Source organism: Streptococcus pacificus (assembly GCF_016481305.1).
Classification (GTDB): Bacteria; Bacillota; Bacilli; order Lactobacillales; family Streptococcaceae; genus Streptococcus; species Streptococcus pacificus.
Map to the genome: position 1 here is coordinate 56,803 of NZ_JAENBO010000003.1, position 16,108 is coordinate 72,910.

The 16,108-nt window shown below is 35.2% G+C and carries 13 protein-coding genes; 2 read left to right on the forward strand and 11 right to left on the reverse strand.

Going from position 1 to position 16,108, the window contains the following annotated elements; genetic code table 11:
* Window positions 1-15: 15 nt before the first annotated feature.
* From JHK62_RS04545 to JHK62_RS04555, 3 genes are all read right to left on the reverse strand, one after another.
* Window positions 16-1,275 carry a UDP-N-acetylglucosamine 1-carboxyvinyltransferase gene (locus JHK62_RS04545; RefSeq protein ID WP_199575537.1) on the reverse strand — a complete coding sequence of 420 codons (1,260 nt, stop codon included), beginning with the start codon at window positions 1,273-1,275 and terminating at the stop codon, window positions 16-18.
* A 114-nt stretch (window positions 1,276-1,389) separates the two neighbouring features.
* Window positions 1,390-2,580 (reverse strand): methionine adenosyltransferase, encoded by a 1,191-nt coding sequence (metK, locus tag JHK62_RS04550; RefSeq protein WP_199575538.1) that lies wholly within the window; start codon window positions 2,578-2,580, stop codon window positions 1,390-1,392.
* A gap of 259 nt (window positions 2,581-2,839) precedes the next feature.
* Window positions 2,840-3,331 (reverse strand): pneumococcal-type histidine triad protein, encoded by a 492-nt coding sequence (locus JHK62_RS04555; protein ID WP_199575539.1) that lies wholly within the window; start codon window positions 3,329-3,331, stop codon window positions 2,840-2,842.
* Window positions 3,332-3,443: 112 nt separating this feature from the next.
* Between JHK62_RS04555 and birA the strand changes: the two genes are divergently transcribed.
* Entirely contained in the window at window positions 3,444-4,376 is a 933-nt protein-coding gene (birA, locus tag JHK62_RS04560) for a bifunctional biotin--[acetyl-CoA-carboxylase] ligase/biotin operon repressor BirA (protein ID WP_199575540.1), read from the forward strand.
* Here the strand turns inward: birA and JHK62_RS04565 are convergent.
* From JHK62_RS04565 to JHK62_RS04590, 6 genes are all read right to left on the reverse strand, one after another.
* The gene (locus JHK62_RS04565; RefSeq protein WP_199575541.1) at window positions 4,357-4,551 is read right to left on the reverse strand and encodes a DUF3272 family protein; all 195 of its coding nucleotides are present in this window, start codon (window positions 4,549-4,551) and stop codon (window positions 4,357-4,359) included. The two genes, birA and JHK62_RS04565, sit on opposite strands and share 20 nt — an antisense overlap.
* A gap of 195 nt (window positions 4,552-4,746) precedes the next feature.
* On the reverse strand, window positions 4,747-5,811 hold the full coding sequence (gene allD, locus JHK62_RS04570; RefSeq protein WP_199575542.1) for an ureidoglycolate dehydrogenase: 1,065 nt from the start codon (window positions 5,809-5,811) through the stop codon (window positions 4,747-4,749).
* 45 nt (window positions 5,812-5,856) lie between these two features.
* A complete protein-coding gene (locus JHK62_RS04575; protein ID WP_199575543.1) occupies window positions 5,857-7,053 on the reverse strand; it encodes a dicarboxylate/amino acid:cation symporter in 1,197 nt (398 codons plus the stop codon).
* A gap of 48 nt (window positions 7,054-7,101) precedes the next feature.
* A complete protein-coding gene (locus JHK62_RS04580; protein WP_199575544.1) occupies window positions 7,102-8,340 on the reverse strand; it encodes an MFS transporter in 1,239 nt (412 codons plus the stop codon).
* A complete protein-coding gene (locus JHK62_RS04585; protein ID WP_199575545.1) occupies window positions 8,337-8,969 on the reverse strand; it encodes an oxamate carbamoyltransferase subunit AllH family protein in 633 nt (210 codons plus the stop codon). The genes JHK62_RS04580 and JHK62_RS04585 overlap by 4 nt, the downstream gene beginning before the upstream one ends.
* A gap of 208 nt (window positions 8,970-9,177) precedes the next feature.
* Window positions 9,178-12,192, reverse strand: a complete 3,015-nt coding sequence (locus JHK62_RS04590; protein WP_199575547.1) for a bifunctional FdrA/YlbE family protein — start codon at window positions 12,190-12,192, stop codon at window positions 9,178-9,180.
* 142 nt (window positions 12,193-12,334) lie between these two features.
* Between JHK62_RS04590 and JHK62_RS04595 the strand changes: the two genes are divergently transcribed.
* Window positions 12,335-13,885, forward strand: coding sequence for a PucR family transcriptional regulator (locus JHK62_RS04595; protein WP_199575549.1), 1,551 nt, complete (start codon window positions 12,335-12,337; stop codon window positions 13,883-13,885).
* Window positions 13,886-13,928: 43 nt separating this feature from the next.
* Here JHK62_RS04595 and dnaX read toward each other — a convergent pair whose 3' ends face one another.
* A complete protein-coding gene (dnaX, locus tag JHK62_RS04600; RefSeq protein WP_199575551.1) occupies window positions 13,929-15,602 on the reverse strand; it encodes a DNA polymerase III subunit gamma/tau in 1,674 nt (557 codons plus the stop codon).
* Window positions 15,602-16,093, reverse strand: coding sequence for a GAF domain-containing protein (locus tag JHK62_RS04605; RefSeq protein WP_199575552.1), 492 nt, complete (start codon window positions 16,091-16,093; stop codon window positions 15,602-15,604). The genes dnaX and JHK62_RS04605 overlap by 1 nt, the downstream gene beginning before the upstream one ends.
* Window positions 16,094-16,108: the final 15 nt, after the last annotated feature.

Below are 16,108 nucleotides of genomic sequence, written 5' to 3' on the forward strand. Positions count from 1 at the left end.
TTTTTTACATCAACATTAATTATCAACAAGAGTTATATCTGCACCTAGATGGTCTAGTTTTTCAACAATATGAGAATAACCACGAAGAATAAATTCGACATTGGTAATTTCAGTTTGTCCTTTAGCTAATAAGCCTGCTATAATAAGTGCGGCACCAGCTCTTAAATCAGTTGCTTTTACCTTGGCACCAGATAATGATGACGGACCATTGTAAACGATTTTCCCACCAACAACGGAGATATCAGCATTCATTCTCGCTAATTCTGGAATATGGTTAACCCGTTTTTCATAAATGGTATCAATGATAATACCTCTACCTTGTGCACAAAGTAATAAAGGAGTTATTGGTTGTTGTAAATCAGTGGCAAATCCAGGGTAAGGCGAGGTTTTAATGGTAACAGCTTTCAAATGGGTTTGTTTTTCTACAAAGATACTATCCTCTTCGACAGTCATTTTAACACCCATCTCTTCTAGCTTTGAAATAAACCCTTCCAAATGCTCGTAAAGAACGTTGTTAATTCTAATACCTTCACCTACAGCGGCTGCTAAAGCAATGTAAGTCCCAGCTTCAATACGATCTGGAATGACTTGATGACGTGTGCTTCCCAAATGCGATACACCCTCTATGGTGATAACGTCTGTCCCAGCACCTCGGATATGAGCTCCCATATTATTAAGAAAAGTCGCTACATCAATAATTTCAGGCTCTCTTGCGGCATTTTCAATAATGGTTTTGCCTTTTGCTTTTGTCGCTGCAAGTATCGTATTAATAGTTGCACCAACACTGACAGTATCCATATAAATATGAGCTCCTAAAAGAGGTTCTCCTTTAGTGGTTAACTTCATATAATTTCCTTCAAATGAAGATTTTGCCCCCATTGAATCGAAAGCTTTTAAATGTAAATCGATTGGACGAGGTCCAAGGTCACAGCCACCAGGTAAGCCAACAACTGCTTCACCAAAACGCCCTAAAAGGCTACCATAAAAATAATAGGAAGCTCTCAAACTATTAATTTTACCATAAGGCATGAGATTATTTTGTATCCCTCTTGAATCGATTTCTAAAGAATCGTCTTCTCTTTTAACCTTAGCACCCATTGCGATTAAGATCTCAATAAGACTATCAACATCACTAATGTCAGGGACACCATCAAGTCTTACAATATCATCTGATAAGATGGCTGCTGGAATTAAAGCAACAACACTGTTTTTAGCACCAGATACTGTTACTTCTCCTTTTAATTTTTTTCCACCTTTAATTATAATTTTTTTCATTTACAAATATCTTTCTTATACTAGACTTCAACCTTTTCATTTTACCATAAAACAAGTGGTTTTGACAAATTCCCAAGCCTTAGATAGAAAAAGAAGGGAAAACCCCTTCTTTTTTTATCGATTAAGACTATCCTTTAAAGCATCTACTTTATCTAATTTTTCCCATGGTAAATCAAGATCAGTACGTCCCATATGACCATAAGCTGCTGTTTGTCTATAAATTGGACGTTTTAAATCAAGCATTTTAATTATACCCGCTGGACGTAGGTCAAAAATCTCACGCACTGCTTTTTCCAGTTTTGACTCTGAAATTGAACTAGTCCCAAAAGTATCAATACGAATAGAGACAGGTTGAGCAACACCAATAGCATAAGCTAACTGAACCTCAACTTTTCTTGCAAAGCCTGCTGCTACTATGTTTTTGGCGATATATCTTGCAGCATAACTAGCTGAACGGTCAACCTTCGTTGCATCTTTTCCTGAAAAAGCACCTCCACCATGGCGAGAATAGCCACCATAAGTGTCAACGATAATCTTACGTCCCGTTAATCCTGAATCTCCTTGTGGACCTCCAATAACAAAACGTCCGGTTGGATTGATAAAAAATTTAGTTTCTGAATCCAAATACTCTTTTGGAATAACAGATTTTATCACTCGTTCAATCATATCCTGTTTAATTTGTTCTTGACTGACTTCAGGATTATGTTGTGTTGAAATAACAACAGTATCAACACGAACAGGTCTATCACTTTCATTATATTCAACGGTTACCTGACTTTTTGCGTCTGGACGTAAGTAAGGTAATGATTTGTTTTTTCTAAGCTCTGCTAATTTTCTAACTAACTGATGAGATAGAGAAATGGGTAACGGCATCAATTCAGGTGTTTCATCAACAGCAAAACCAAACATCAAGCCTTGGTCTCCTGCTCCTATGAGGCTAAGATCATCTTCATCCCCTTCACGATTTTCTAGTGCCTTGTTGACACCTTGTGCGATATCTGGTGATTGTTCAACTAGTGAAGGATGAACACCCACAGTTTCAGCAGAAAAGCCATAGTCGGTATTTGTGTAACCAATATCAGCAATGGTATCTCTTACTACTCGGTTAATATCAACATAAGCAGTCGTTGAGATTTCACCAAAAACGTGAACTGAACCAGTATAAACAACCGTTTCAGCAGCCACATGAGCTTCTGGATCCTGCTCTAAAATGGCATCTAAAATAGCATCCGAAATTTGATCAGCAATTTTATCTGGATGACCTTCTGATACAGATTCAGAAGTAAATAATTTTCGTTCTGACATATTTTTATGTCCCCCTTTTAATTAATAGTGTTAAAAAGTTACAAAGTACTAGCTTAGCTATCTTTTCGGGACTTATTAACTTTACCATTATATCATTTTTTTGATAGATTTTATATGATAAAAGCTGACTATGATAAAAAACAGTTCACAAAGCATTTCAAAAAAATTTTTTTTACGATGAACAAGAAAAAACACCCCTTTGTTAGATTTTGTATCTAACTTTTAGGGTGCTGTTCAAAGTGAGAGTGTTTTAAAATTCTTATTCATGATCCTCATCATGATCATCATGGTCTTCATGATCTTCGTCTTCTTCATCACTTTCAGTCAAAGCCATAGCTTCTTCTTTAGTGAGGATAGTGTCAGTGTTTTCTCTATCATTTGGATAGTAATAGAATTTATCGTTGACCTTAATAATAGAGCCTTCATCAACAGTATAAACAACATCTTTTTCATCGAAGACATAGTCATCAGCAGGTAACGTACTGTCTAAGAATTTTGCATTTCCTGGTATTTTTCCTTCTTCAAAATGATCATGATCACCGTGAACATGAGCAAAACCATCTGACATAATTTCAGAAACAACCACTAATCCATCATGATCATCATCATCGTCATGATCAACCACTTCTTGAGTGGTTACTTTGTCGTCATCTTTTTTATCATCATTTGTAGTTGCTTGACAAGCAGCTAACATAAAATAGCCAACAAGAATAAGTCCAAGAATTTTGACTATAGTAAGATTTTTTTTCATCTTTTTTGCCTCCTTTTTATTAACCAGTTAAGTATATCATGAACCAACTCTTTTTTCAAGTCATAATATCATTTAAAATGATTTTTCAAGCTATTTGTATTATACTAGAAGCATGAAAACACACGAAAAAATTTTTTGTCATCTCTATGAATCGGAAGACTTTGTTACTGGGGAAGAATTGGGCGCTCTTTGCCAACTTTCTAGAACGGCTATTTGGAAGAGTATTCAAAAATTAGAACAATTTGATATTCAGATTCAATCTCAAAAAAAACGAGGTTATCGATTACTGTCTGGGGACTTACTAATTCCAGAAATGATTGAACAACAAACCGGGATTCCAGTGTCATTGAATAATAACAGTTTATCAACGCAATTAGATGCCAAAATCGCAATACAAGAGGGTAAAAATGCTCCAAGACTGTACCTGGCAACCAATCAAAAGGAAGCTAAAGGACGATTTGGACGACAATTTCATGCTTTTCCTGGTGGTATTTATATGTCTCTACATATCCAACCACACGTTGCTACTGATAAACCACCAGCCTATACCATGATGATTGCAAGTGCTATTGTTAAGGCTATTTCTCGTTTAACTGGGATTGAGACTCAGATTAAATGGGTTAATGATATTTATCTTGGGCAAAAAAAAATAGCGGGTATTTTGACCGAAGCTATTAGCTCAGTTGAAACAGGATTAATCACCGACGTTATTATTGGTGTTGGCATCAATTTTAATATCAAAGAATTACCAGAAGAACTTGATAAAAAGGCAGCCTCTTTATTTACGAAAGAACCTAATATCACAAGGAACCAGCTCATTTCAGAAATTTTAAACTTGTTTTTTAAAATTCCAGAAGCTGATCACATCAAAGTTTATAAGGATAAATCTTTTATCCTCGACAAACACATTACTTTTACGAAAGATGGTAAACCCTATCAAGGAACTGCAATTGATATTACAAATAATGGTGCTTTAATTGTTCAACTAGATAATGGAAAAACAAAAACCCTCCTAGGAGGAGAGGTTATTCTTTCTTCTTGGTAGATGAATTAAAATAGCGTGTCCATTTACTGATGATGTAAGCTTTTCTAAGATTTTGTAAAAGGAAAATGGCCCAGAAACCCACTAACCAGTACCACTGTCTAAAAAAAGCATCTGCTAGAAAATAAGTTTCTAGACTACACATTATTGCAAGGATAAAAAATTGTTTTAATGTCATAAAAAATATTCTATCAAAAAAACTGCTAAAAAGCAGTTTTTTATTATGTAAAGATAAAAACTCCAAATAAAATGGCCAATTAAAGTTTTGAGAAAACAGTAGTTATCCTCATTTAACAATAATATTTTAATAAATTATTTAAAATCTTCCCCACTCTACTTGAAATGGGGAAGATAAAAATATCATACACGACTTTTATTTGGCAAAAGGATCTTTATCACCATACTTATCAAAATGAAGGGTATCAGATTTAAGGTAGTCGATAATCCACTTTGGAATATTAACTCCATTTTCTTTATTCTTTTGATAGGTCAAAATATTTGGCTCTCCTGGATAATATACTTGTTCAAACCCTTTAGCTGGTTTCACCTCATGTAATTCATTGATACTTTGTTCAACATAATTTTTAAAAACATCAAGATTAATGAACCGTGAAGGATCAATAACAATGAAGAGGTGGCCTAAGTCTCTACCTTTTGTCATGTCTGCATACATAGATGAAACATGTTTGCCAAATGGTAAGCCAAGCATCACACCACTTAGCATGTCAACCATCATCATTAAACCATAGCCTTTTGCTCCAGATAAAGGAAGTAAGCCTGCCACAGCCATTGGATCAGTTGTTGGTACACCATGACTGTCTACTGCCCAAGTTTCAGGAATAGCTTTTCCTTTGGATCTGGCATCCAAAATTTTACCCCATGCTTGAACAGTTGTAGCCATATCAAAGACCACAGGTCGACCATTTTTTCTTGGTGCACCAAATCCAATAGGATTGGTACCATAGTATACTTCTGAACCACCAAAAGGCACTACCATAGGATCTGATTGACAAATAGAGATCGCTACTAAATTTTCATTAGCTAATTTTTCTAGGTAGTAAGACATTGTTCCTGTATGACTGACTTTTGAAAGACCAACAATAGCGACACCTGTTTCTTTTGCCATTTCAATTATTGGTTCTAGTGCTAGGTTAGCAACATAATGACCTTGCGCATTATCACCATGATAAATACCTGTACTAGCCCCTGTTTTTTCAAATTTCAAGTGGGGGTTCTTTGTTACCCCTCCTTTATCTATCCGCTCTGCATAATAATCGACACGCACTGCGCCATGAGAGTGAATGCCTGATAAATCTGCAAAAACAAGGTGATTAGCCACTTCTTTTGCTTGTTCTTTAGGCAATCCTGCCACATGTAATTTTTGATAAATGAGCTCGTGTAGTTCAGTGTCTTTTATTCTAATCAATTGTTCATCCACTTTAGAACCCTCCTATATAATAATCACTTATTGTTGAAAATCAATTCAATTTTGTTTTTTTCCTACCGACTGTGCTACTAACATAGCTGTAAAGACATCAGAATCGACATTTAAAATGGTTCTTATCATTCCGACAAAGTAATCAACACCAGCAAATAAAGCGACTGCCTCTATTGGAATACCCATTTGAGGGAAGATGATTGCTAATGATACAATACTTGAACCCGGTGCTACAGAATTAGCAAGAGAAACCAAGGAAGCTAATATCCCAAGATAAATAAGTTTGTCTAATCCTAAGTTAAATGAATACATTTGGGCAACTGTCACTACAGTGATCGCCATGTGCATGGCAGCCCCATTACTATTTAACGAAACTCCAAGAGGTAAAACTAGATTGGTGATATAATCATCAACTTTTAAATATTTCTTGGCTCCATCTATTGCCGTTGACAAAGTAATAGCAGATGAACCCGTTGTTAAAGCCACAACAGACATTTCTTTAATCCCTTTTACGAGAAAGGAGACTGAGCGTTTACAATATATTTTTACTACAGTAATCCAAATCCCCAAAAATAGGAAAGTAGCAAAAGCATAGACAATCAAGTATTTTAAAAGAGGTAAAATCACTGATAAACCAGCTTCACTAACAGTATCGGCAACTAGACTAAAAATACCGATTGGAGCAATACTCATCACCATGCGGATGACAATCATCACAATATCATTGATTTCATCTAAAATCTTTAAGATAACATTATTAGCATGGTTTTGCACATAGATATTGATAGCAGTCCCAAAAACTAGAGAAAAAACAATGATCTGGATAATTGAACCACTAGATAATGATGCAAAAATATTTGATGGGAAAAATTCAGTAAATGTTTCCGATAAATTCAATTCTTGCGCAGCAATCGCCTCATTGGACGCTAAAGATATTGAGACGCCTTGACCAGGTTTAAAAAGTGAACCAAAGAGAATCCCCCAAAATGCAGCAATTAAAGTGGACACTGCAAAGATAGCAATGGTTAGACCACCAATTTTAGAAATATCCTTTTTTTCAATGCTACCTAAGGCATAGACAATCTGTCCAAATATTAGAATAGGAATTGACATTTGCATCAATTTCAGAAATATTTGACCAAAAATACTGAAATAGGCTGTCAAATCAGGAAACCAAAGTCCAAATGCAATCCCTACAATAACAGCTAGCACAACTTGGGAAATAAAAGATATTTTTTTCATTGCTAGCATCCTTTCACCTTTTAATTTTCAACAAATTATTAACCAATATTAAGCTTTTTCTGTGTCTTGAGCCATCATTCCAAACAATACCAAGGCAACTATCAACATTATTGCTGCTAGGTAAAAACCAATTTGCATAGAGCCAGCATTATCTGAAATAAATCCTGTAACATAAGGCGCTAGAATAGACCCTGACATTCCTATAAAGTTATAAGCACTGAGGGTTGTTGATAATCTCCCTTTAGGTGCATGGGTATTAACGTATGAAATTAGAATTGGGTCAAGAGCTAATTTACCAGTTAATCCATAAAGAATTAAGACAGCGATAAGTAAGGTTTGATTTTCTACAAAAGCAATAAGAGATACTGAAAGAGCAGCTAATGGGACTAAGAAATAGGCTAATTTTTTAGTGCTACCAATTTTATCTTTCATTCTTGCAAAGAATAGCGCACCAGGAATAGAAGCCCAAGGCACAAGTGAAGAGATAAAACCAACACTAGATCCTTCAAAACCACGTTCACTAATTAAAAATTGTGGTAACCAAGTGATAATAACAAAGTTAGCGTAGATACTACCAAATAGTAAAATGAAGGCAAAGACAAGATTTTTGTTACCAAAGATTTGTTTAAAGACATTACCATTGTTAGCAACTTCTTGTTCAACAGTTTCTGGTTCAATGTCTTCGTTTTCTTGAACAACTCTTTCTTTTAACATGGTATAGAACAAAATACCAACAATGGCGGTTGGCACAGCCATAATAAAGAATGGTTGACTCCAATCTTGTCCACCTTCTAAAACAAGGGCACTAGATAACAGGTAACCACCAGAGGTACCAAAAGCCATCCCACTATTAATAATGGCATTTCCTAGTGTCACTTTGTCTTTTGGAATAGACTCAGAAGATAAAGCATACTGAGGACCGTAGTAAGCACCTTGAGCTATCCCTGCGACAGCACGAATAAGTAGAAACATTGCAAAGGTACTAGCTAACCCACTAAGAAATGTTGAAATAGCTAGACCTAAGAAACCAATAGTAATGACTAACTTTCTTCCATATTTATCACCAATTGCCCCAAATGGAATTTGAGCAACGGCATAAGTAAGGAAGAAAATACTATTTGCAAGACCTAATTCAGTGTTTGAGAGATTAAATTCTTCACCGACAACCCCCATAATAGGGTTAAATATAGTACGGGTAGCATACATCAATATCCAACCGGCAAAGAATAATCCAACAACCCTTATCCAGTAAGTATTATTGACTTTCTCTATTTTCTGATTGTTCATTTCAAACTCCTCGAATGCATCTGTAATACAAATGAAATTCCTAGAAATAATCCTAAAAGCATATCACTTCCAGAAGTATGACCAATTTTTTGTATGTTAGACACACATCTTTCCAATATATTTTTTTCACAGTGATGATTATTTTTTAACCAAAGATATAGTTCATAAAGCGGTGTGCTCACAACCTGATTGAGACACGCCTTTAAGTAAGAAGTACTAACCAATGTTGTTTTGTCTATATACTTCTCAATAAAGGGAGCTATTTTTTTTCTTTGATCATCATGACAGATGATCATCATAAAAAGATAAGTGACTAAAATATCATCTCCACTAGGTGTTAAACCTTGTCCTCTTCCAATCAATTGTTTGACAGCTATATCAAGTTCTGATGAGGTTGCGTTAACATTTGTTAGGGTTGAAAGAGCTTTTTGTGCACCATCTCCTAAGCCATTTTTGACAGCTAGATGGCTTTTATGCTCTAAATGATTCTTTAAGGCATTTAACTTTTTTTCAAACTGTTTCGTAAAGTCTATTTTTTCTATCCTTAATTCAATAGCGACTTCTTGATAAGCTGTTTGATATATTCCATTAAAACTATATATTATCAACCTATCACTTGTTATTTTCACCAAATTACCTACTTGAAGATAAGGTGTCAACAGTTGGTAGTCAAGTTTTGATACTCTCATACCAAAACTTGACATGAAGTCAGCATGACTACTAACATGAACCAACTGGTTATTTATCATTAGGTTAAATGATGATTGAAAGACGCTATGTATTTGACCCATTTGGCCTAATTTTTTTAAGGGATAGATATAATGACTAATCTCTACCTTAATCAACAGCTATGCCTCTTGCTTTAGCATAAGCTTCAAGTGCCTTTTCAAAGCATCCAAGAGGAGCGCGGACAGTCCCTGCACCAACTTGTCCTACACCAGCTTTTTTATGAGCAATACCTGTATTGATTAATGGTGTGATACCAGTTTCGACAACTTTACGAATATCAATTCCAAGAAGTGACCCTTGGAAATCCCATGTTGGAATTGACCAGTTTGGATTATGAGTGACCGTTATTTTTTCCATTTCATTTGAAATATCTAGAGCATCTTGGAAACCACCTGCACCGACAAAACGAGTTACCCCAGGTGCTGAAATCATTGCCATGGCACCAACACCAACAGTTTCAGTGATGGCACTATCACCAATATCTGGGTTGCCATCTTCTTCTGTAAATCCTGTAAAGTACAAGCCGATAGGCGTATTAACAGGTGCTGTATACCAATCATCAACAGTTTCAGCAATTCTAATACCAAAGTCAACACCATTTCTAGTCATTGTCGTCACGATAGTGCCTTTGCTGCCTGAACGTGCACTATCAACAATGACCTTACCAGTAGCCATCATGATATTTAAGAAGAATTGATCTGTGTCTGATAAGAATTTGATGACATCATACTTGGTTGATTGATCAACGTCTTCTAACGATGTAATTAATGGCGACATTTCTTTTAAGAAGTTAAGTGAAGCTGCGATATTACGTTGGTGGAATTCATCACCCATAGTAATAGCACGCGCAATTAAAACGTTCAAATTGATGCCTTCTTTAGACACTTTTAAGGCTTTTGAAATAATTGGGCCAAGCACATCACGCATCCAAATGAGACGATCAACAACTTCTTGAGAGTAAGCCCCAAATCTAAGTACTTTTCCGATACCTTCATTTAAAGTACAGTAACCACGGACGCCATCGACCTTGTTTTCAACAATTAAAACAGGCATATTAGCTGAAGTGATCCCTCCCATTGGACCAACTGCTTTCACGTGATGACATGGGATAAAGCGGACATCTCCCGAACTCAATAGTTGAACAGCCTCTTCTTCTGTACTAGCCCATTCTTCAAATAAGGCTGCTCCAATACAAGACCCTTTCATTGGTCCAGTCATAAGATCCCAGGTAATAGGTGGGCCAGCGTGTAATAATGTTTTATGATTGGTATCATTTAATTCAGGAATAACTGTTTTAGCTGGCTTAACGTCAATTAAGAAAGGCTGAGCTTCTTTCATTTTAGAAATGACTTTGTTGTTTTCTTCATCAATTTCATCAGCCATATCTTCTAGAGCTGATAAAATTTTAATCATTTTCTTGTTACCACCAGCTCTTGGACGCCAATTGAACTGCTCTGACACCCCACCATAATTTTCAACAGATTTGTTAAAGCTTTGAAGACCGATATTGATGACATGAGGTTTAGTTGTAATTAATGTCATTACCGCTTCACTAGGTTGTGGTAATTCTATATAATCACCGTCATAAGGTTTTAATGCTTTAACTGTTTCTTTAAAATCATATCCTTTTAATTTTAATGCCAAACGGACAGCTTTTGCATTAGTATCTTCAATCAGAACGCCAGCTTCTTCTAAACGTTTAACAGTATCTTGATAACCTTGAGGGTCTTGACTTGTTCCAACGACGGTCGCAACAAAATGTAGTTGACGATTATCTGCTTTTGCTTTTTCAAGTTCCTCACTAATCGCTGGTAATAAGGCAGAGGCCATATCATCATGGGCACCATAGCCTAAAACAAAGTCGAGTAAGATAACCCCTGTATCTCTATCTTGAGCAAATTCATGAATCTTATGAATACGTGTGTCTGGGTCAATCATTGGATGTGGTTTACCTTGTGTATAGATATCATCACCTAAGTCGATAATATCATACCCTTGTGCTCTTAAGACAAACCCTTCACTCTTAGAAGAACTAGTTAAACCTAATGTTTCTTTAATCATCATTGCAGCTTCTGACGCTAATGTCCCACCTGAGTAGAGTCCTTTAACCACTTTATCAGCTGGTAAACTTGTCAAATCATGATGTTTTAAATCATCTAGATAATTGGCTTTAATTTTATTACCTTTTGCTAAATCAACAGCAATTTTTGCAGTTTCCTCCAAGGTATGAGCTAGGTGCACCTTACCGATATGGCTATCAGGGTTTTCCCCTAAGAAAATGGCTACGACAGGTTTTTTCACACTTTGAAGGAGACGAACAACATCATCACGTACTTCTTTAGCTGGTGGTTTAGAAATAACACATAAAACATCTGTTTCCTTATGGTTTTCTAAAGCAATAATGGCATCTTTAACTGTAATGGCACCAACTTCTGAGCTTAAATCTCTTCCGCCAGTTCCTATAGCGTGAACAACACCACCTCCTAGACGATCAATAATGGTACTCACTTCTTGAATACCGGTTCCTGAAGCACCAACAATACCAATATTTCCTGGTTTTACAACATTTGTAAAGGCAATTGGGATACTTGAAATGATTCCTGTTCCACAGTCAGGTCCCATCATCAACAAGCCTTTTTCGTGCGCTAATTTTTTTAATCTCACTTCATCTTCAATTGGAATGTTATCGGTAAATGAGAAAACATGTAGGTTGTGACGTAGGGCTGTTTCAATCTCTGGTGCACCATATTCACCAGGAATACTAAAGACCGCTAGATTAGCATCAGGCAAATGCTCTAGCGCTTCATCCCAACTAGTCGAAACAGTTGTTTTGCTATCTTTAGTCTTGACTGATAAGTCATCTAAGAAGGTCGTCACCTGCTCTAAAACAACCTCAAGAATATCATCTCGCTCACTATTAACCACAATCATCAAGTCATTAGGAGACGCTTCTTTAGCCTCATCAGTTAGTAAACCGGTGTTGGCTAGGATGTCTTTATTGGCATCAGTCCCCATCATTACTTGACTCATGATGACGTCATCAAGACCATTAACTTTATCTGTTAATAACATCAAGTTAATCGAATCCTGATAGTTATTCTTCAAAATTTCTGTAAACAACATTTTTTCACCCTCCTTATGTTGCTATTAATCTTTCATAAACTATTATACAGAGTTTTGTTTGCGCTTTCATTTGCCATTATTCTAATTTTTTGCTATAATTTTTATCCGAAATGGACAAATGATCTCTAAAAAGGAGCTAGTTATGCAAATAAAAGAATTACTGCAATTAAATCCTTTCAAAGACTGTTCTGTTAGAACCGGATACATTGGCTTAGATAATGACATCGAATCTGCTATGGTTCTTGAAGCAATCGATATTGAAAAATGGGGTAGAAAGAACCAGTTAATTTTAACGTCATTTTTTGCTTTGAAAGATTTGAATCAAGAAACCCTTGAAAAATTTTTTGCAACCATTCATGAAATTGGCATTAGCGGTATTATTTTAAAATTAAATCGCTTAATTGAATCAACTCCTGAAAACATGATTAATTTGTGTTATCGTTATCAAATGCCACTCATTGAAATAAAAGGAGATGTTAACTATGAAAGAGTTCTAACTGCTATTTATGAACCCTTATTAAATAGGCAAACAGCACTGTTAAGGACTTATTACGATGCCAACAAAGTTTTCTCAGCTCTAAAAAACGCCTCAGCGACCTATAAAGAAATTATTGATCGATTGGTCCATATGATTTCAAAAAGTTGTCAACTAACCATTCCTAGAGAAAATATTGTTATCAAGAATGGACATGCTATCGTTACTGATTGGGACTGTATTCAAACCGAAACTTTATCAACCGAATTCACTGATAATACCTATCATATTTCAACCCTAAAACATCCTGACAAAGAGTACCTTATCTACAAAATTACAGTTCGATATACCTCTCAGTCTCTTATTCCTTTTACGATAGATATTTATCAAACTGAACCTGAGTTTGAACATAGCCATATTATGATTGTTGAAAATGCTATGGAGGCGATTCAGCATAAACTCCAGATTGATTTATCCATCAAACACGAATATTTTAATATATACAATAACATTGCTGCTTCTATTTTCTTTGGCACAACACCTAATGACAAAGAAAAAAATGATTTACTAGAGGAAACCAATCTTCTTAGTCATCCTTTTTATCAAGCAGTGGGTATCGGAAAACATATTCCTCATGATAATGAAACATTGCGATTACTAAGAAAAACATTAGAAGATCTCTTTCCAAATAATCTCTATTATGAAAATCGAAAGTATATCATTATTCTTTTTAATATCCCAAAAGAAAATGATGAATTAACAATTGAGAAGCTCTCACAAAAAATTCCAACTCTTTCTCAATTCAATGTTGTTATTAGTAGTTTCAGCGATAAAGAAAATATCCATAATCTATTTAATGAGTGTTTAGACATGATTTACTTCAATAGAGAATATCATATCTTCAATCTCATGACGATTACTGATTTAGGGATTTTTAGACATTTTTTAGACGCTAAAAATGATTTTTTCAACACTAATCTGGCTAAAAACTTAAGAAAACTAAAAGAAGAAAAACCTGAATTATTTGATACTTTCTTGAATTTTATTCTTTGCAAAGAAAATTACCAATTAACTGCTCAACAAATGTTTCTACATCCAAAAACAGTAAGGTATCGCATCAGCAACATTCAAAAAATCCTTGATTTTGATATACAAAATCCGATTCAAAATTTAAACTATTCGATGGCAACAATCATTATTAATTTTAACTCAAAATAAAAAAACTGCTTTTTAGCAGTTTTTTTTTTACTTTAAAAGTTATTTATTCGTCAACTTTTTCTATCTTATCAGCTAAGAAAGAGAAGTTTTCTGGAATTAATTCTTTCTTATCACTATTTGAAGAGTCTTTTTCATCAGAAGTATTATTTTTGAGCTTGGTTGCAAATTCCGTTCTAATAACTTCAAAATCACGTTTTGAAATGGCTAGGATATTAGGTGAAAAACCAGCGACTTTACTCATAATATTACCAAAAACAGTATTTAAATCAGAACGTCTCATCGCTTGCTCTGCATTAAAAGCTGCTTCAAATGCCAAAATGGCATTCTCACTATTAGCAAGAACGGGTTCTGAGCCAAGCAATAGTGCCCGGTCTTGTGGCGAAATACTATCTAAAATTTCATTCCAAGCAGACTTTAAAGCCTCTAAGTATTCTCTTGATTTTTGGCTATCTTGAATGGTCTCTTCCATAATAGTTAATACTTTGGTTTTGTCTATTTTTACGGCAACAGTTCTAGTTGTTTTAAACGTTTTAGCTGGAGTTGGATTGGAAGCTGTTTGAGATAATGAACTTAGCTGACTTTTCAAAGAAGCAACTTCTTCTTTCAATGCTTGTAATTCATCCAAAAGAGTAGTATCAGTTGCTTTAGTTAATTCCTTAAATTCTGACAGACGTACCGTCATGGTTTCAGCATAGATTTTAGGGTGCCCCCCTGTTTTAATCTCTGACAAACTTGCCGTTACAATACTAATTAATTCAAGAATATCATCTTGAGACAAGTTTTGATTGTCTTTAAAGTAAGAACTATCATAGGTACTTGTTCCCCCATTTTTAACAATCAATAATTCTCTCAAATAATTGAGTAAATCAACAGCAAAACGGCTCATATTTTTACCACTTGAAAAAATAGTGTTCAAATTATCCAGCGCTTCTAAAGTTTGCTGGTTTATCACATGATGCACATAAGTGTCTAGGGCAGACAGGGCGATACTACCTGTAATATCTTCAACCACACTAATTGAAATATGATTGTCACTACTTAGACTTCTTGCCTGATCTAGAATTGACAAGGCATCACGCATCCCACCTTCTGCTCGATGAGAAATGATGGTTAAGGCTTCATCATCATAAGTCATTTGTTCTTGTTCCAAAACAAATTTTAAATGATTTTTAATAGCCATCAAACTAATTGCTCTAAACTCAAAACGCTGCACGCGTGATAAAATCGTTGCTGGAATTTTATGTAATTCAGTTGTTGCTAAAATAAACACAACATTTTCTGTTGGTTCTTCAAGAGTCTTCAATAAGGCATTAAAAGCCCCTGTAGATAACATGTGTACTTCATCGATGATATAAACCTTATAGGTTGCTCTGCTTGGTGCATAAGTTGATTTATCTCTGATGTCACGGATATCATCCACACCATTATTTGATGCAGCATCAATTTCAATCACATCTTCAAGTTGTCCAGCAGTGATATCTGTACAGATATCACAATGATTGCAAGGCTCTCCATTCACTTGATTGGGACAATTAATAGCTTTGGCAAATATTTTAGCAGCACTTGTTTTTCCGGTCCCACGAGGCCCAGAAAAAAGATAAGCATGACTAATCTTGCCCGTTGCTACTGCTTGTTTAAGGGTTTTTGAAATAATCTCTTGGCCAACCATTTCAGAAAATGTTTGACTACGATATTTACGATAAAGGGCTTGATACATTACTTTTCCACTCCAAACATGTCAAAATTAAACGTTGTTTTCTCAAGCAAGATAGTGATAAATTTTTCTAGATACTCTTGGTCAATCCCATCATAATCAGCAACTAAAGAAGAATCTAAATCCAAAACACCAATCAGTTGATTGTTTTTCACCATTGGTAACACAATTTCACTTTTAGCGGCTGCATCGCACGAAATATAATTAGCATGTTTTGTGACATCATCAACAATAAGTGTTTCTCTTTTTTTTGCAGATTCCCCACAAACACCCTTTCCTAGGGCAATACGAACACAAGACACGCCACCTTGAAAAGGACCCAAGACAAGCTCTTTGTCATTATACAAATAAAAGCCAGAAAAAACAGTATTGGGTAGAGTCTGATTAATTAAAGCACTAGCATTAGACAGATTGGCTAATGCATTATTTTCATTTTCAAAAAGAGCTTTGGCTTGCTCTAACATTATTTGGTAATGCGATTTTTTTTCAGTCATTAGTTCTTATTACTT